General features: G+C 57.3%; 16 protein-coding genes. All 16 read left to right on the top strand.

The window, feature by feature from the left end:
- The first annotated feature begins 95 nt into the window (after nucleotides 1-95).
- The 16 genes from ACMGGH_RS19030 (at nucleotide 96) to ACMGGH_RS18955 (ending at nucleotide 18,349) form a co-directional block, all read left to right on the top strand.
- Nucleotides 96-578 (top strand): Hcp family type VI secretion system effector, encoded by a 483-nt coding sequence (locus ACMGGH_RS19030; protein WP_008502640.1) that lies wholly within the window; start codon nucleotides 96-98, stop codon nucleotides 576-578.
- A 72-nt stretch (nucleotides 579-650) separates the two neighbouring features.
- Nucleotides 651-1,640: a hypothetical protein gene (locus ACMGGH_RS19025; RefSeq protein ID WP_232948567.1), complete on the top strand. Its 990-nt coding sequence runs from the start codon at nucleotides 651-653 to the stop codon at nucleotides 1,638-1,640.
- A complete protein-coding gene (locus tag ACMGGH_RS19020; RefSeq protein WP_082697304.1) occupies nucleotides 1,634-2,050 on the top strand; it encodes a hypothetical protein in 417 nt (138 codons plus the stop codon). The genes ACMGGH_RS19025 and ACMGGH_RS19020 overlap by 7 nt, the downstream gene beginning before the upstream one ends.
- Nucleotides 2,051-2,140: 90 nt before the next feature.
- Nucleotides 2,141-3,901, top strand: coding sequence for a type VI secretion system-associated FHA domain protein TagH (gene tagH, locus ACMGGH_RS19015; RefSeq protein ID WP_028013489.1), 1,761 nt, complete (start codon nucleotides 2,141-2,143; stop codon nucleotides 3,899-3,901).
- A complete protein-coding gene (locus tag ACMGGH_RS19010) occupies nucleotides 3,898-4,695 on the top strand; it encodes a PP2C family protein-serine/threonine phosphatase (protein ID WP_023336024.1) in 798 nt (265 codons plus the stop codon). The genes tagH and ACMGGH_RS19010 overlap by 4 nt, the downstream gene beginning before the upstream one ends.
- Before the next feature lie 16 nt (nucleotides 4,696-4,711).
- Entirely contained in the window at nucleotides 4,712-5,710 is a 999-nt protein-coding gene (locus tag ACMGGH_RS19005; protein ID WP_232948568.1) for a hypothetical protein, read from the top strand.
- Nucleotides 5,711-5,719: 9 nt separating this feature from the next.
- Nucleotides 5,720-6,532, top strand: a complete 813-nt coding sequence (locus tag ACMGGH_RS19000; protein WP_041909547.1) for a type VI secretion system accessory protein TagJ — start codon at nucleotides 5,720-5,722, stop codon at nucleotides 6,530-6,532.
- Entirely contained in the window at nucleotides 6,525-7,088 is a 564-nt protein-coding gene (tssE, locus tag ACMGGH_RS18995; protein WP_028013485.1) for a type VI secretion system baseplate subunit TssE, read from the top strand. The genes ACMGGH_RS19000 and tssE overlap by 8 nt, the downstream gene beginning before the upstream one ends.
- A gap of 2 nt (nucleotides 7,089-7,090) precedes the next feature.
- Complete coding sequence (gene tssF / locus ACMGGH_RS18990; RefSeq protein WP_045260272.1) at nucleotides 7,091-8,962, top strand: type VI secretion system baseplate subunit TssF; 1,872 nt, start codon at nucleotides 7,091-7,093, stop codon at nucleotides 8,960-8,962.
- A complete protein-coding gene (gene tssG, locus ACMGGH_RS18985; protein WP_045630816.1) occupies nucleotides 8,959-10,002 on the top strand; it encodes a type VI secretion system baseplate subunit TssG in 1,044 nt (347 codons plus the stop codon). The genes tssF and tssG overlap by 4 nt, the downstream gene beginning before the upstream one ends.
- Before the next feature lie 35 nt (nucleotides 10,003-10,037).
- Nucleotides 10,038-12,653, top strand: a complete 2,616-nt coding sequence (tssH, locus tag ACMGGH_RS18980; protein ID WP_232948569.1) for a type VI secretion system ATPase TssH — start codon at nucleotides 10,038-10,040, stop codon at nucleotides 12,651-12,653.
- Between the two features lie 24 nt (nucleotides 12,654-12,677).
- Nucleotides 12,678-14,099 (top strand): serine/threonine protein kinase, encoded by a 1,422-nt coding sequence (locus tag ACMGGH_RS18975; protein ID WP_232948570.1) that lies wholly within the window; start codon nucleotides 12,678-12,680, stop codon nucleotides 14,097-14,099.
- 279 nt (nucleotides 14,100-14,378) lie between these two features.
- Nucleotides 14,379-14,789 carry a hypothetical protein gene (locus tag ACMGGH_RS18970; protein ID WP_227008604.1) on the top strand — a complete coding sequence of 137 codons (411 nt, stop codon included), beginning with the start codon at nucleotides 14,379-14,381 and terminating at the stop codon, nucleotides 14,787-14,789.
- Nucleotides 14,790-14,853: 64 nt separating this feature from the next.
- The gene (locus ACMGGH_RS18965; RefSeq protein WP_420299198.1) at nucleotides 14,854-16,812 is read left to right on the top strand and encodes a type VI secretion system Vgr family protein; all 1,959 of its coding nucleotides are present in this window, start codon (nucleotides 14,854-14,856) and stop codon (nucleotides 16,810-16,812) included.
- A gap of 22 nt (nucleotides 16,813-16,834) precedes the next feature.
- Nucleotides 16,835-17,890 carry a PAAR domain-containing protein gene (locus ACMGGH_RS18960; RefSeq protein WP_024909805.1) on the top strand — a complete coding sequence of 352 codons (1,056 nt, stop codon included), beginning with the start codon at nucleotides 16,835-16,837 and terminating at the stop codon, nucleotides 17,888-17,890.
- A gap of 24 nt (nucleotides 17,891-17,914) precedes the next feature.
- The gene (locus ACMGGH_RS18955) at nucleotides 17,915-18,349 is read left to right on the top strand and encodes a hypothetical protein (protein ID WP_028013479.1); all 435 of its coding nucleotides are present in this window, start codon (nucleotides 17,915-17,917) and stop codon (nucleotides 18,347-18,349) included.
- Nucleotides 18,350-18,367 lie beyond the last annotated feature (18 nt).

Here is an 18,367-nt window from a genome sequence, read left to right as displayed (position 1 = left end):
AAATATGGACGGTTTTATTCAGCCCCATGCTTTCCTGTTTGCCATATAAGGGCTTTTTCGAAAGCAATATTGTTCATCCACGAAGAGTAGATATTATGGCTATTGATATGTTTCTGAAGGTCGAGGGTGTTACGGGCGAATCTAAAGATTCTAACCACACCGGCTGGACTGACATTACCTCCTTCTCCTGGGGCGCGTCCCAGCCAGGTAATATGAGCGTTGGCGGTGGCGGCGGTGCCGGTAAAGTTAACTTTAACGACCTGCACGTTAACGCACTGATCGACAAATCCACCACCGCTATCCTGAAACACTGCGCCAGCGGTAAACACCTGACTAAAGTTGAGCTGTCCGTCTGTAAAGCGGGCGGTCAGCAGGTGGAATACTCCCGCATTACGCTGGAAGATGTGCTGGTGACTTCCGTTCAGTACACCGGTGCAGACAACGGCGACACCGTGGGTGTGACCTATGCATTCCAGGCTGCGAAAGTGAAACAGCAGTACTGGGAGCAGACCACGTCGGGTGGTAAAGGTGCTGAAAGCAGCGCTGGCTGGAATATCAAAGAAAACAAAGAAGCGTAATTGCGCATATGGCCGGGGAGATATCCCCGGTCATTATTCGGAAAGCTTAATTTATTTTTTAGAGAATGAATTATGAGCGTAAAATCAATGATTCCCCCGGGTTATTGCGTTGTGCAGCAGGCGGGGACATTAGATTTCCAAGCCAGACTTCTGTTCAGTAAACCTGATAGTGAAGCAGCGCGTTACTTTATGCAAATCAACAGGGATACAGCATGGTTGAAGCCAGGGCAAATATTAATTCTTAATACCCCCGGTGCTGAGAATACTGTTCAGCTAAAACAATTAAAAAATGCAAAGCAAAAGGTTAATGGAGCCTTGTCAGAGCTAAATACAGATGAGGCCAATTTCTTTAACAAACATTTTAATACCATCGCAGCATTAACAAATTTTATGGATAAATCCCTCGGGGTGGTTGCTGATGCGGGTGAAAGGTACTTTAGCGAAATAGAAAAGAAATTAAAAGCTATTGAGTTGGCTTATCAAAATCAATACAGAACGCAAGGGACATTGATCGGGCAGCAGTTTTTTGTTGAGAGACAAAAACTTTTTTCTGAGCTGGACGTTTTATTAAATAAGCTTTCCAGACTAACGCTGAAACTGAAACCTTATGAAGAAATCAAGCACGCTTTAGGTTTATCAAGCAGGTCAATTGTCCACGAATGGAGTACCGCAGGTGTTGCCTCGATACGAGGGTATTCAACATATGTAGACAATGCATCAAAAGCTGCCCGTTACCTGAAAATGGGAGGATGGCTTGCTATCGGCTTCGCTGGTGCAAACACAACCAATGAAGTTTATGATGCCTGTACAGTAGGTAGAGAGCAGAATTGCTCCAAAGTCGCCGTTAAGAAGTACAGTCAATTCGGTGCAAGTCTTGCGGGCGGGATTTATGGCGGAAAATATGGAGCCATGGCTGGCGCTGGCGTATGTGTTGCATTGGGAGTGGCAACAGGTGGTGTAGGGTTGCTCGCATGTTCCGTGGTAGGCGCCGCTGCGGGTGGATACGTTGGTGGCGAAGTAGCCGGTGGAGCAACGGAATATGTAATGGATAAACTATGGTGAATGTAGAAAATATTCTTTTATTTCTGATCGTAGTTTTATTCTTAATTGTCGTAATCATGGATCTCGTTAGTTCTCGTTATTTTAAAAGACACGAAACTGAATATAATCTACTTCTTTCAGAATATAGGCAAAAAGGCTACGATCTCGATCTGGTGACAAATTCCGCATCATTTTTTGGTTCGCTGGCGAATTATCAAAAAATAATCTGGTTTGTTCGTCTTCGCAAAGGCGTGAAGATGAAGTTTACCAAAGACAGAGATGTTCAGGATGATGCCTATAAATTCGTTCAGGCTTTACCGGAAGAGAGAATTGGCTGGATATTAAAACTGCATCGATGCTATAAAATTCAGGCCTTATTTTTTACACTATGGCTGCTTATCGGCATTATTTTCCTGAATTTAGTCAAATAGCTCTAATCAGTTCTTAACCCCCAAACCCCGCCGTTCTCATTCCCGAGAGCGGCAGCGTTTGAGCGCTAATCATACCAGCAGGAATACGCCATGCGATTCACGATTATTTCTACGAAACCCGGTCATCAGCCGCCGCAAAGCAGCTGTGATTTTTATGCCCCGGGCGGCACCATTGGGCGCGGTACGGATAACAATCTGGTATTACCGGACAATGACCGCACCATCTCGCGTCTGCAGGCCATTGTCCACGTTGACGCTCAGGGCGAATGCCGTGTCACCAACCGTGGGAGCGTCACCCGCGTGGTATTAAACGATATTCCGCTGGAGCGCGGACGTCAGGTTGAACTGCAGGATGGCGACATTCTCGGTATTGATGACTACCGTATCGAAGTGACCGAACTGATCCACGACACACAGCCGGTGAGCCGTATGGCGGCCAGCATGCAGCAGCAGGCGCGTCCGACAGCCGCACCCGCTGCGCCCGCAGCGCAAGCGAAGCCTGCTAACCCCGCGCCACGCGGGAAGGCGGAACCGACCGCCGTGCCTTCCGAAATCTGGGACAGCCTGATGCAGGAGTTCTCCATCTCCGACAGCATCTCCAGCAACCGCGCAAAACCGCAGCCTGCGGCCTCACAGGATCCCTTCTCCCAGCCCGCCGCGCCGGAGCGTAATGCCGAAGATCCGTTGGCGATGTTCAACGACAGCGATCCAACGCTTGAGCGCAAGAACGTCGACCCGGACACGCTGTTCAGCGACGAAGCGCTGTTCAAAAAAGAGAGCATTTTTGACGACGTTACGCCTTCCACGCTGGTGCCGCCGGTTGAGGGGCAACCCGCCCCTAAAGAAGACGCGGCGGACGAGCTTGACCCGCTGGCGCTGTTCGGTGGAAAGGCCAGCGCGCCAGCCGCGCGCAATGATGACCCGCTCGGGCTGATGGGCGGAGCACCGTTAACCCACCCGGATGATATTGCAGACGAAAAGCCAGCACCAACGCCTGAACCGGAGCAGGAAGAGGACGTGCTTGCCGATTCTCCGCTGTTCGCCCCAGAGCCGCAGGAAACGCCACGTGAAGAAGAGCCGGCGCGGCCGGATTACGCAGGCTTCACCATGCCTACGCCGCAGGCCGTTGCGCGCAGCAGTGCTCAGGCACCGAAGGGGCGCCTGCGCATCGACCCGGTCAATAACGCGGCATCCCCAACCGCCAGCCCGAATAATGGCGAGAAGGGTGAAGTGCTGCAGGGCGAGCTGCTGCAGGCGCTGCTTGAAGGTATGGGCCTGAGCGAAATGCAGCCTGTTCCGCAGTTTGACCGGGAAAATATGCGTCAGTTGGGGCAGATTCTCGGCATGTTCTCGCAGGGCACCGTGGCGCTGCTCTCGTCGCGCTCCATCCTGAAACGCGGCGTAAAAGCCGATATGACCATGGTGCTGGACGATGCCAACAACCCGTTCAAGCTGTTGCCGACCGGGAAAACCGTCTTAATTCAGATGTTCGGCACCCCGATGCCGGGCTTTATGCCGCCGACCAAATCGGTGCGCGACGCGCTGATCGACCTTCAGGCGCACCAACTGGGGATGATCTCCGGTATCCGCGCCATCATCGCCGCGATGCTGCAGTCCTTTAACCCGGAACAGCTGGAGGAGCAGGCGAAGCAAAACGGCATGACCTCGCGTCTGGCGCTGCCGGGCAGCCGCAAAGCCGCCCTGTGGGACTATTTTGTTCGTAGCTATGGCGAGACGGCGGGCGAGATTGAGGATGACTTCCACACCCTGTTCGGCGAAGCCTTCCTTCATGCGTATGACATGGAGGTGAATCAGTACAAAGACTCACAGAGCGGATCGGAAGACAAATGAATATCGCAACCGCTTCTCTCTCCCGCCAGGGGACGCGCGCCAGCAACCAGGATCAGACGGGAGAAACCATAGGGGAACGCTCGGCCTGCTTTGTCGTCTGCGACGGCATCGCGGGTCTGCCCGGTGGTGAAGTCGCCGCGGAACTGGCCCGTAACAGCATTATCTCCCGCTTCGATGGCGACAAGCACCTCAACGCGCAGCATATCCGCGACTACGTGCAGACGGCGAATCGCACCATTCTGAGCGAACAGCAGGCCGTTCAGGACTATCGCCGGATGGGCACGACGCTGGTCAGCCTGTTCATTGACCGGGACTACGGGCTGGCGTACTGGGCGCATGCCGGCGACAGCCGCCTGTACCTGTTTCGCCGGGGGTGGCTGTGGCACGTCACCACGGACCACAGTCTGGTGCAGCAGATGAAGGATGCCGGGCATCAGACGGACGATCTCAACAGCAACCTGCTTTATCTGGCGCTGGGAATTGAAAACGGCGGACCGGAAGCGAGCTACAGCGACGTGGTGCAGGTAGAAGACGGCGATGCCTTTTTACTCTGCACCGACGGGTTCTGGCACGGCGTCAGCGAAGAGCAAATGAAGCAGTCGCTGCACATGGTCAATACGCCACAGGAGTGGCTGACCTTAATGAACCAAATCATTCAAAAGAATGGCGAGCAGGAGGGGAATGCGCAGGATAACTATACCGCCCTGGCGGTATGGATGGGCAACCCTCAGGACACCACTTTGCTGCACACCCTCTCTGACGCAGCACAATTTCTTCCCTGCGGAACTGATTAGACACACAAGGAACGATATGAAACTTTGGCTATCGGGTTTGGCACTTCTGGCGGCGACCTCCACCGCGCAGGCTGAAAATTTCCGCATCGTGCAGTCTCCTGCGCAGAAGCTGGATATCTGGATCGACAACATCAAAGACAACACCCCGCAGAGCTGGTGTAAGCCAGAAGTGGCGCTGCGCATTGTGGCGAACGGCAAGAAAGACGTCTCCGTGCTGGAAAACTTTGTGCCGCGTCTTGGCTCGCTGCTGGAACACCAGTGCAGCAAAGTGAATAAACTCAGCTGGATGCTCAACGATCCCGAGGGGACGACGCTGGCGCAGGGCACGGCAGCTAAAGCGCAGGACTGGGCGCTGGTGGTGAAACAGCAGCAGGCCGCGCCTGCCGAGACCGTCACCGCAACCCCAGCCCGCGGCGCGTTACTGCCACCCGATCAGAACGTGGCTTCCCGCACCGTTGCCGCCGACCGCACGCCGTGGCAGGAGTTTACCCTGCAGGATGGCTGCCACCTGCGCACCTTCTGGGAGGGCGGCGCGTCCGCTCCGGCGCTCTTTATTCCGGATTCTGATACTACCCGCTGCGGTAACGGCAGCTGGCTGAGCGGTCACACCGTTATCTCTCAGTCCCGCAACGGCGGGCAGAAAGAGATGGCGGTGACGTACATTCACGGCTTCCCGGTGATGGGGCTGAATCAGAGCGCCGATCCGGAAAACGCGCTGATCACCTCCGTCAATAAAGAGCGCATGGTATTCAGCACGCCAGACAGCGATCAGAGCTGGATGATCCTGCCTTACGACAGCACCCTGAACAGCTGGAAGAGCAACGGCACGGTAGCGGTAGAAATTTCCCGCGAGACCGCCAGCGACGATGCAAAACTGCAGGCGCGTATTGCGGCGGTAAAGAAAACCTGGAGCGCCTGGGTTGCCCCAGGCACCCCGCTGAATATCGTTCTGATTGATACCCTGCGTCCTCAGCTGCGCGATCCGGCAGTAGGCGCCTGGCGCGCGGCGAATTAAGGAATGGCTATGAATACGCTCTATCAACACCTGGCGGGTGAAACGCTCAACGACGCGCTGGCGCGTCTTGAAGCGGAGATCAAAGCCCGTCCGGCAGATGCAGACCTCCGCGCCGCGTTCGTGCAGTTTTTAATCCTCAGCGGCAACGGGACGCGCGCGCTGACCCAGCTGAAAAGCTGGCTGGCGCTGAAGCCGCAGGCGAAACCCACCGTCACGCTGCTGGAGCAGTCCATTCAGGGCGAGCTGCAGCGCGCACAGGTGATGGCGGGGCAGGCGCGTCCGGCTATGCCTGAAACTCAGTGGCCGTGGCTGACCACCCTGGCCGCGGCGCTCCGCGAGGAGGGCGAGCGTGCCCGGTCGCTGCGCCTTGAAGCGCTTGACCAGGCGCAGGCCACTCCCGGTCACATCACCCTCGAAAATGATGAGGCTCAGGCGTTTGACTGGCTGATGGACGGCGATGCCCGTCTCGGCCCGGTGTGCGAAACCATCGTGAACGGCCGCTATTTCTGGCTGCCGTTTAACGCTATCGCCGAGATTCGTTTCCAGGCGCCTGCCAGCGTGACCGATCTGGTCTGGCGTCACGCGCTGGTGCGCCTGACCGACGGTACGGAGCAGGTCTGTCAGATCCCGGCGCGTTACCCGTTTGCTGCCGATGCGTCGGATGCGATCAAACTGGGCCGCACTACCGAGTGGCAGCCGCTCGACGAGGACGGCACCCTGTACGAAGGGATGGGCCAGAAAGCCTGGCTCAGCGAGCAAAGCGAAAGCCCGTTGCTGTCGTTAAGCCTCGTGTCGTTTGCGACGGATGGAGCCGATGAGTAATCCCGCTGGCGAAGGCGATCTGCTGCGCAGCGGCTGGCAAGCCCGCAGCAGGCAGGAGAAGGTGGGGGCGCGCGACAAAATGCAGCCTTCGCTGCTCGATCGCCTCACCGATAACGACCCGGAAAAAAAACGCGAGCCGGCCAACAGCAACCTGATCACCCACGCCGCACTGCGTCGTAACGTGCTGCGGGATTTGCAGTGGCTGTTTAACACCATCAACCACGATGCCTCCGGGGATTTAAGCGCGCTACCGCACGTGAGCCGCTCGGTGGTTAACTTCGGCGTCGCGCCGCTGGCCGGGAAGAGAATGTCGGATATCGAATGGCACGATATTCAGCGCAAGCTCACCGAGGCCATCATCAATTTTGAACCGCGCATTTTGCCGCAGGGGCTGCAGGTCCGCTGCGTGTCGGATACCTCCTCGCTGGATCTGCATAACGTGCTATCCATTGAGATTAAAGGGCGCTTATGGTGTGTGCCGTACCCGCTGGAGTTTCTGTTTCGTACCGATGTCGATCTGGAAAACGGCCATTTTGAACTGAAAGATGCGGGGTAATCATGGAAAGTAAACTGCTCGAATATTACAACCGTGAGCTGGCCTACCTGCGCGAAATGGGGGCCGAGTTTGCCGAACGATATCCGAAGGTCGCCGGGCGGCTGGGCATGCGCGGCATCGAAGTGGCGGACCCGTACACCGAACGCCTGATGGAAGGTTTCGCGTTTCTGACCTCCCGCGTGCAGATGAAAATGGACGCGGAGTTTCCGCGTTTCTCCCAGCGTCTGCTGGAGATGATCGCGCCGAACTACCTCGCGCCCACCCCTTCAATGGCGATTGCGGAAATTGAGCCCGACAGCAGCCGCGGCGATCTGAGCAACGGCTTTATTGTGCCGCGCGGCACCATGATGGACAGCCTGGCGCTGAAAAAAACTGGCGTAACCTGCAGCTATACCACCGCGCACGAGGTCAATCTGCTGCCGCTGAAAATCGACAAAGTGGAGCTCGGCGGCGTGCCCGCTGACCTGCCGCTGGCCCAGCTCGGCTTAAGCCAGCGGGGGATCAACAGCGCCTTGCGGATCCGCATTGCCTGCGACGGCCCGCAAAACCTTGGGCACCTGAATTTTGACCGGCTGGAGTTTTTCCTCAGCGGCCCGGACATTGAGGCGCTGAAGTTGCTGGAGCTGGTGATGGAGCACCACGCCGGGATCGTCTGCCAGACGGTCAGCCCGCAGCCGCAGCGACAGCTGCTGGCAACGGATGCGCTGCGTCAGGAGGGCTTTGCGCCGGACCAGGCGCTCCTCCCGGACGATCTGCGCAACTTTGACGGCTACCGTCTGCTGCAGGAGTATTTTGCGTTTCCGGCCCGCTTCCGCTTTATCAGCCTGAGCGGTCTGAGCACGCTTATCCAGCGCTGCGAAAACGAAAAAGCCTTCGATATCTTCATTCTGCTGGATAAGTCGGATGAACAGCTGGAGCGCGTGGTCGACGCCAGCCATCTGGCGCTGCACTGCACGCCGGTCATCAACCTGTTCCCGAAAGTGGCGGCCCGGCAGAAGCTGAATGAAGGCCAGCATGAATACCATCTGGTGGTCGATAACATCCGCCCGCTGGACTACGAAATTTATGCGGTAAATAAAATTTTTGGCAGCGCCGACGGCCAGCGCGACGACCAGACGTTTCGTCCGTTCTGGAGCACCTGGAGCGGCGACGCGGGCAACTACGGGGCCTATTTTTCCCTGCGCCGGGAACAGCGCGTGCTCTCCGAGCACGCCCTGCGCTACGGCACCCGTACCGGCTATATCGGCTCGGAGGTCTTTGTCTCGCTGGTGGATGAACAGCATGCCCCGTGGCAGGAAAACCTGCGCTACATCTCTGCCGAGGTGCTCTGTACCAGCCGCGACCTGCCGCTGATGCTCCAGCAGGAGCTCGGGCAGTTCATTATGGCCGACTCCATGCCGGTGAAGGGGTTAACCCTGCGCAAAGGCCCGACGCCGCCGCGTCCGGCGCTGGCGGAAGGGTTCAGCACCTGGCGGCTCATCAGCCAGCTGCAGATGAACTACCTCAGCCTGATGGACAGCGAAAATGAAGAGGGGGCAGCGGCGCTGCGCCAGCTGTTAGGTCTGTACGCCAACCTGGCCGAAACGCCGGTTGCGCGTCAGGTGGAGGGGGTTCGCCACTGCGTACTGGAGCCGGTACACCGCCGCGTGCCTGAACCCGGCCCGGTCGTTTTCGCCCGCGGAATTGGCATCACCCTGACGGTGGACGAGCGGGCGTTTTCCGGCGCCAGCCCGTGGCTTTTCGGCAGCGTGATGGAGCGCCTTTTTGCCCGTCTGGTCTCCATCAACAGCTTCACCGAGTTCACCCTGAAGAGTCAGCAGCGCGGCGAGATAGGCTACTGGGCGCCGCGCATGGGTAAAAGGGCGCTGGTATGAGTGACGCTGCCACCGCACCGCTGCGCGTGCATCGCCTGACGAAGCTGCCGGATACGTTCTGGCACGGGGTCCGCGAGACGCCCTGGCGCTACGATCTGTTTCAGCTGTTAAGGCGCATTGATGCACAGGGCGGCGAGCGCTACCCGCTGGGCCGCGCGCCGCTGCCGAAATTTGAGCCGCTGCGCATTGGCCAGCAGCCCTCAATGAGCTTTGCGCCGTCGACGCTGGCCCAGGTGCGACAGCGTGAGGAAAGCGGGCTGCATGAGGTGTCGATCCTCAGCTTTGGCCTGTTTGGCCCGAACGGCCCGCTGCCGGTGCATATGACCGAGTACGCCCGCGAGCGGATTCATCATCACCAGGACACCAGCCTCAGCGCGTTTGCCGATCTGTTCCATCATCGTCTGGCGCTGCTGTTTTACCGCGCCTGGGCGGATGCGCAGCCTGCCGTTTCCCTCGATCGCGCCGACAATAAGCGCTTTGAGGGCTACCTGGCGTCGCTGATCGGCATGGGACAGCCGGGTCAGATGAATAAGGGCAGCCTGAGCGCCCATGCCCGCTTTACCCACGCCGGGCACCTGACCCGCCACGGGCGGGATCCGGAAGGGCTGGAGAAGATCCTGCGCAGCTATTTTAAAGCGCCGGTTAAGCTGGTGAGCAACGTGCCGCAGTGGATGCCGCTCTCCACCCGCGAGCAGGCGCAGCTGGGAGCAGGACGCCGCATGCCGCGCATGGGGGAATCCGCTTTTCTCGGCGTCGCCGTCCGCGACGTGCAGCATAAGTTTCGTATCGAGATTGGCCCGCTGAGTGCGGAGGAGTACAACCGCTTTCTGCCGGGCGAAGCGTGGGTCACCGAGCTGCGCGACTGGGTGCGCCAGTACGCGGGAATTGAGTTTGAATGGGAAACACGGGTGATCCTGCGTGAAGACGCGGTGCAGGGCACCACGCTCGGCAGCGATGGGCGATTAGGCTTTAACACCTGGCTGGGGCATCAGCCGCAGCCTGTCCCGCGTGGCGATCTGGTGTATCGCGCAGAGCGATAAATTTTTCTAACGCATTGTTATCAACGGAACCGAACATGTCAGAAATTAGCCGTGCCGTGCTTTTCGGCAAACTGGATACGCTGTTATTTACCTCTCTGGAAAGCGCGACTGCCTTCTGCAAGCTGCGCGGCAACCCCTACGTTGAGCTGGTGCACTGGCTGCATCAGCTGATGCAGCAGCAGGATGGCGATCTGCAGCAGGTCATCCGCCATTTTGCCCTCGACGAACAGCAGCTAACGCGCGATATCGTGGCGGCGCTGGACGCTCTGCCGCGCGGCGCAAGTTCCGTTTCCGATCTCTCCGAACATATCGACAGCGCCGTGGAGCGCGCCTGGGTCTTCGGCTCGCTGAAGTTTGGCGTCAGCCGCATTCGCGGCGGCCATTTGCTGATCGGCATCCTCAAGACCTGGAATCTGGCCAACGTGCTGAAAAGCATCTCGTCGCAGTTCACCCGCCTTAACGTCGAAGTGCTGATCGAGCAGTTCGACGCTATTTGCGCCAACAGCAAAGAGACGCAGCAGGCCGCTGCCGCCGTCGATGCACCGGCGGGTATGGTACCGGCTGCGCAGGGGACGCTGGCCCAGTATGGCCAGGACCTGACCGCCCGCGCCCGCGACGGGAAGATTGACCCGGTTGTCGGGCGCGACGAGGAGATCCGCCAGATGGTCGATATCCTGATGCGTCGCCGCCAGAACAACCCGCTGCTGACCGGGGAGGCCGGGGTCGGCAAAACCGCAGTCGTTGAAGGGCTGGCGCTGCGTATCGCCGACGGCGACGTGCCGGAGCCGCTGCAAAATATTCAGCTGTGGCTGCTGGATATCGGCATGCTGCAGGCAGGCGCGGGCATGAAAGGCGAGTTTGAAGCCCGTCTGCAGGCGCTCATTAATGAAGTCCAGTCCAGCGCCACGCCGATTATTCTGTTTATCGATGAGATCCACACCCTGATTGGTGCAGGCGGCCAGCAGGGGACCGGCGATGCGGCGAACCTGCTGAAGCCGGCCCTGGCGCGCGGTCAGCTGCGCACCATCGGCGCCACCACCTGGGCGGAATACAAAAAGTACATTGAGAAAGACCCGGCGCTGACCCGTCGTTTCCAGACCGTACAGGTTCACGAGCCGGACGAAGCGAAAGCGATTCTGATGCTACGCAGCACCGTGTCGCCGCTGGAGACGCACCACCAGGTCCTGCTGCTCGACGAAGCGGTCAGCGCGGCGGTGAAGCTGTCCCATCGCTACATCCCGGCGCGCCAGCTGCCGGATAAAGCCGTTGCGCTGCTCGACACCGCCTGCGCCCGCGTGGCGGTCAGCCAGAGCGCGCCGCCGGCGCAGCTGGAAGACTGCCTGCGCCATCTTGCCGCGCTGGACGTGGAAATTGAAATTGCTGAACGCGAAGCGCGCGTCGGCGCCGGTGAGGCCGACCGCGTAGCGTCGTTAATCACAGAGCGCGACGCGTATGAAACAAAACGCGAAGCTCTGGCCCGGCGCTGGGAAGACGAGCGCGGTCTGGTGCAGGAGATCATCCGCCTGCGCGCCGCGCTGTTTGCGGCGGGCGAGGAAGAGACCGCCGAGCTGCGCAGCCAGCTGGCGGAGCAGCAGCAGGCGCTGAACGCCTTACAGGGTGACGAGCCGCTGCTGTTTGCGGCGGTAGATGAAAACGTGGTCGCCGCAGTCGTCTCTGACTGGACCGGGATCCCGCTGGGCCGGATGGTGAAAAACGAGATCGACGCGGTGCTGAACCTTGCCGATACGCTGAACCAGCGCGTTATCGGCCAGCGTCACGGGCTGGATCTCATTGCCCGCCGCGTGAAAACCTCGCGGGCGAAGCTCGACGATCCGAACAAACCGGTGGGCGTCTTTATGCTGTGCGGCCCGTCCGGCGTCGGGAAAACCGAAACCGCGCTTGCGCTGGCGGAATCCCTGTACGGCGGCGAGCAGAACGTCATCACCATCAACATGAGCGAGTTCCAGGAAGCGCACACCGTTTCCACCTTAAAAGGTGCGCCTCCGGGATACGTAGGGTATGGTGAAGGCGGCGTGTTAACCGAGGCCGTGCGCCGTCGCCCTTACAGCGTGGTGCTGCTGGACGAAATTGAAAAAGCGCACCCGGACGTCCATGAGATCTTCTTCCAGGTCTTCGACAAAGGCTGGATGGAGGACGGCGAGGGGCGCCACATTGATTTCCGTAATACCATCATTATTCTGACCTCCAACGTCGGCACCGAGCTGATTAGCGCCATGTGCGCCGATCCGGAGCTGATGCCGGAGCCTGACGCATTAAGCGGCGCGCTGCGCCAGCCGCTGCTGGAAGTATTCCCGCCGGCGCTGCTGGGCCGCCTGATGGTGGTGCCGTACTACCCGCTCAGCGACGAGATGCTCGGGCAGATTGTGCGCCTGCAGCTCAAGCGCATTCAGCGTCGTCTGGAAGAGAATCACAGCATTATTTCTGAGTTTGACGACAGCGTGGTGGAACAGATTGTTCAGCGCTGCACCGAGGTGGAGTCCGGGGGCCGCATGGTGGATGCTATTCTGACTAACACCCTGCTGCCTCAGATGAGCCAGATCTTACTTACCGCCAGCCGCAGCGACGAGCAGTACCGACGCCTGCATGTCACCTGCGAGCAGGGCGAGTTTCACTGTCAGTTTGCCGCGTAATAATCATCAAGAGAACTGTAAAAGATGACGGATAATGATAACAATCGGACTGTCCCAAACGCGCTCCCGGTCGGGTACCGCTTCAACGAGTTTGAAATCAAAGAGGTGATCGGCGGCGGCGGTTTTGGCATTGTCTATCGCGCGTGGGATCACCAGCTCGAACGCACTATCGCTATCAAAGAATTTATGCCTTCCTCGCTCGCCGTGCGCGGCGACGACATGACCCTGGTGCTGCGCAGTGAGCGCTTTGGCAAAGCATTTTCCGCGGGCCTGAACAGCTTTATTCAGGAAGCGCGTCTGCTGGCGCGGTTTAACCACCCGAACCTGCTGCACGTCCTGCGTTTCTGGGTACAAAACGACACGGCTTACATGGGGACGCTGTTTTATAGCGGCACCACGCTTTCACGCCTGCGCGAAGAAAAACCGGAGCTGATCAACGAGGCCTGGATCCGCCGCACGCTGCCGATGCTGTTCGGGGCGATCAAGACCATCCACGACGAAGGCTATCTGCACCGTGATATCTCTCTGGATAACATTCAGATCCAGGATAACGGCCTGCCGGTGCTGCTCGATTTCGGCTCCGCGCGCCGCACAATCGGCAACCTTTCCGACGAAACGGAAACCATGCTGCGCCCCGGCTTTGCGCCGATTGAGCAGTACACTGACGACAACGAGAGCGAGCAGGGGCCGTGGACGGATATTTACGCCCTCGGCGCGGTGCTGCGTACCCTGATTGTGGGTTCTCCGCCGCCGGTCAGCGTGGTGCGCTCCATCCAGGACACCTGTAAGCCGCTGGTGGAAATCATGCCGCAGGGCTACTCCATCCCGCTGCTGCAGGCCATCGACCGCGCGCTGGCGCTGCACATGGAGGACCGTCCGCAGTCTATCGACGAATTCGCGGCGCTGATTGAGATGCCGGTCGCCGGGATCAACGACGTGCTCACCGCCAAAAAGACCGGCACCATGCTGGTTCCGGTTGAGGAAGAGAAGCCAGCTTCGGTGCTCGACTGGCGTCGCTATAAGATCCCGGGCATGGTTGCCGCGGGCGTGCTGGTGGGCGTTGTCGCCGGGGCGATGCTGTTCAGCGGTGGGAATGATGCGCCTGAGCAGGCTGCCCAGCCTCCGTCAGAGACGCGTCCGACAGAAACTGCCGCGAACGCGCCAGAGGTGAAGCCAGAAACGGCGACGGTGAGCGAGCCTGCGACGGCGCAACAGACGCCACCACCTGCCGACGCCAGCCCGGTCGCGCTGGTTTATATCCGTATCCAGGACGGTGAAACGCTGAAAGTGAACGGCGAACCAAAAGCGCTGCGTCCGGCGACCAACGGCTATGCCTCGCTCAAGCTGCCAGCCGGTGAGACGAAGATTGAACTGCAGGGCAACGGGAGAACGCGCAGCCAGACGCTGGATATCAGCAAGCCGGGCACCTGGCTGGTGAATCCTTAGTAATGCACGATCTTCAAGGCCAGAGACTTTTTCCAAAGGTGTTCGAAGATCGTCTCTTCTCTTTATGTACAAAATCGCTTTAGGATTGAAAGCTCAGTTGGGTCAGTAGCGGTGGTCTTAATTGACCACCGTCAGTGAAAAACGACAGGCCCATTTGTCTCCGACCCCGGAGAGTTAGCTGAAGCGAAGATGCGGAATTCCATTTTTGTCAGTGTTAATTACGTGCATAAACAAAATGTTGCTCATTTAAAGAGTAAATCAGGGTATTTCTGGGGAAGTATGGATCTTCTCGCAATTTTACTTTATTGCGCGAATTCAGTACGCCACAACAGAATCCCATTTCTTTCTGACGCAAAAGCATTTAGTGCTTCGTTGAATTATTTTGCAGGTGATGGTTTCAGCATTTTGGTCATGCTTTTTTTTGTGCTTGACTTACTTTTATTACTCTCTTTGTTTGCTTCGGCCTGGTTATTCTTCAAACGAAAGAATGGTGCAGTCAAATTTGCTCTTGCTCAGGAATTATTTCGTTTGATTTCATTCAGATGTTCAGTCTCATTTTTCCCTCTTTTAGTAAGCGTGTTTGGAATTTCAAACGTCTGGTTGAATGTAGGGTTATTTATCACATCAGAGTCACTGAAAATCTACTCTCTTGTTTTTTGGATGAACGAGCGGGAAAAGCCCCTTTCTTGAATGATGCTTTATCAGAGATGCGACCCGCTTTTTTGCATCGCATAAGCTAAATGGAATAAAGATTATGCTCAACCGAATTACCGTTCAGCTCCCGGTGGAGGGGCTTCTGTTCTGGAAACTGACGGGCCGCGAGGCGATGTCCGAGTCGTTTGCGCTGACGCTGACCGTGCTCGGCACGGACGCGCGCATTGACCGCAGTAAGCTGCTGGGCCAGCCGGTCACGGTGACCATCCCGACGCAGAATCTGCTGACGTCCCGCTATATTAACGGAAAAATTACCCGCGTGGCGGTCAGCGCCGTTGAGCTGACGGGCACCCGCTATGCGGTGTACCAGCTGACGGTGGAGCCGGACCTGTGGCCGATGAAGCGCGACCGTAACCTGCGTATCTTCCAGGGCCAGACGGTGCCGCAGATTGTCAAAACCCTGCTCGGTGAGCATCAGGTCAACGTTGAGGATAAGCTCACCGGCAGCTACCGGGTCTGGGACTACTGCGTGCAGTATCAGGAGTCGAGCCTGGACTTCATCAGCCGCCTGATGGAGCTGGAGGGAATTGCGTATCACTTCCGCCACGATGCGGACAAGCACACCCTGGTGCTGACCGACGCCGCGACGCAGCATCAGCCGTTCAGCGGCTACGAGGTCATCCCGTACCACCAGACGCCGTCAGGCGGCAGCACGGACGAAGAGGGCATCAGCCAGTGGGCGCTGGAGGACAGCGTGACGCCGGGGATTTACAGCCTCGATGACTATGACTTCCGCAAGCCGAACGCGTGGCTTTTCCAGGCCCAGCAGAACCCGGCGTCGCCGAAGCCGGGCAGCATCGACGTGTACGACTGGCCGGGGCGCTTTGTGGACAAAGGTCACGGGGAGTTCTATGCCCGTATCCGTCAGGAGCGCTGGCAGGTTGAGCACCAGCAGATTCAGGCCACCGCCACGGCGGCGGGGATAGCGCCAGGGCACACCTTCACGTTAACCAACGCGCCGTTCTTCAGCGACAACGGGGAGTATCTGGTGACGGCAGCGGGCTACCACTTCGAGGAGAACCGCTACGCCAGCGGCGAGGGGGAGACCATACACCGTACCGATTTCACGGTCATTCCGTCGGCGGTGGTTTACCGTCCGGCGCAGAGCACGGCTTGGCCGCGCACCTACGGCCCGCAGACGGCGAAGGTGGTGGGGCCGAAGGGGGAGAGTATCTGGACGGATAAATATGGCCGGGTGAAGGTGAAGTTCCACTGGGACCGGCTGGCGAAGGGCGATGACACCAGCTCCTGCTGGGTTCGCGTGTCGAGCGCGTGGGCAGGCCAGGGCTACGGCGGGGTGCAGATCCCGCGCGTCGGCGACGAGGTGGTGGTGGACTTTATCAACGGCGACCCGGACCGTCCGATTATTACCGGCCGCGTGTATAACGACGCGAGCATGCCGCCGTGGGCGCTGCCGGCTGCGGCGACGCAGATGGGCTTTTATAGCCGCAGCAAAGATGGCCATAAAGACAATGCCAATATTCTCCGTTTTGAAGATAAAGCCGGGCACGAGCAGATCTGGATCCATGCAGAAAAAAATATGGATACGGATATTGAAAATTCTGAAACTCATGATGTCGGTGTCGATCGTAGAAAAACCATCGGACAGGATGAGAATATTACGATTAAGCGGAACCTGAAATCAGATGTAGGTAATAATGAAACGCATAATATTGGTAACAAGCACGTTATAAACGTTGGGAAAGATCAAACCGTCTTGACCATGGATAAAGAAGGTAACGCGCTGCTGGAATCTGTGACCACGATTAAACTCAAAGTTAAAGACAACTATATTCTGATCGCCCCGGATACCATTGAGATTCACGTAGGCCAAGGCAACCTCAAAGCAGAGGCTGTGGAACAAGCCATCTTCAAAGGTGATGAGCTTACAAGACTAGGTGATGGGATCAATACCGAGCTCAAAGCAAATGATACGGTGAGTATAACGGGAACTAACCTTACCGATATTAAGGGCGCGATTGTAAAAGTTAACAGTTAATCTGCGTACAGAGAACGCTATTATGGGAAAACCAGCCGCCAGAGCGCGCATTGATTCCAGCGCACATACTGGCCCAATTCAAAGCGGAAGTCCCAACGTAATTATTGGCGGATTTCCGGCAGCACGAAAAGGCGACCCGCTTTCATGCTCCCAACATGGTCAGGGAAGTATTCTCAGTGGTTCAACAACGGTATTTGTGAATGGTTTGCCTCTCGCCAGGGAAGGTGACAAGACGGGTTGCAATACCTCAGCAACCCCTGCGGTCGCATCCACTCAACCCGCACCTCCGCAATACTGGGGCGGAACGGCGGCGAAGGATGCGGGTAAAGATGGTGCTATACATGGTGATGTTTACGACGCCCGTGTGCTTGGCGCCTATGCAAGCCTTGAAGATAAATCCGGCTTTGGAAAACCCGATACGGCTTCAGCCGGATTCGCACTTGCCGATATCACGGTCGGGAATACAAAAAGTCAGGATAAATATAAAGGCGAGGTCCGTACTAAAGTAGGGGTGGCGACTGCCAGCGGCACGTTAGTGACCGATCGAGCTGATTACGGGGCGATTAATCTCAATGCAAACGCCACCGCAATACAATATGGCGCCTCGGGAAGCATTGGAAAAGAAGGGCAACAATACGGCGGCGTTGGTGGGGATGTATACCTGGCAACCGCTGAAGCGAAGGCCGTCAGTGAACTATATGACGGAAATAAAGGGCGTTATGGCTTTAATGTTGAACTTGGCGCAGAAGCCGCGGCGGTCAAAGGAGAGGCGACGGCTAAAGCCGATTTTTATGGCGTAGTCGTTGCCGATGGCAAACTTTCAGGAAGTGCAGGTAGCGCTGGCGCTTCTGCAGGCGTGGGAACCTGGATTGATAGCACTGATTATTCATTTAACCTTAAGGTGTCCGGTGAGCTTGCAGCGGCGCTCGGTCTGGGAGGGGATGCCAGTATCAAATTTGCTCTCAAACCGATCCTTGACTGGATTTATGACGATGATGAAAGTAAGCCGTCCCCAGCGGCGGGCAGTGGCGATGGTGTGATTAAGACTGGCTGTGTTACAGTCCTGATAGGAGATTAAAATGTGTAAATGGGGAACGTTGTGATGCATTGGTTTTTCTTTATAGTCTTTATGATTTGGACGCTAGCGCTTATCTGGAATGGAAAAGATTTATTTAACAAAAAGCAGTGGCTCCTTGCGGGGTTAATGTTCGTTCTAGTGTTAGTGGCTACGGTCGTCATTGGCTTTACGTTGAAATGGCTTGCTCAGTCAATGTCATTATTTTCCGTCGCAACGGCCAAGCATTATTCGATCATCTTATCCATGTCTTTCTTGTGTGTTTGGGGATTAAAGATCACAGTAGTGCTGCTCTGCACGTTATTTTCCGGGATTATGGGGGGGCACAAAAGATACAACGCGGAAAATTATGAAAAATTATCGTCTATGACACGTGCCGTGGCGCCTGGCTTACTTATCTTTGCTAAAAGCTTAATTACCCTCGGAAGCTTCCTTATGTTTTCGGGTTTATGGCTTAAGTAAGCGCGACGAGTGAGGTTG

This window comes from Enterobacter sp. BNK-16 (genome assembly GCF_048684955.1).
GTDB lineage: Bacteria > Pseudomonadota > Gammaproteobacteria > Enterobacterales > Enterobacteriaceae > Enterobacter > Enterobacter bugandensis.
This window is presented reverse-complemented; position numbering and strand designations above follow the sequence as displayed.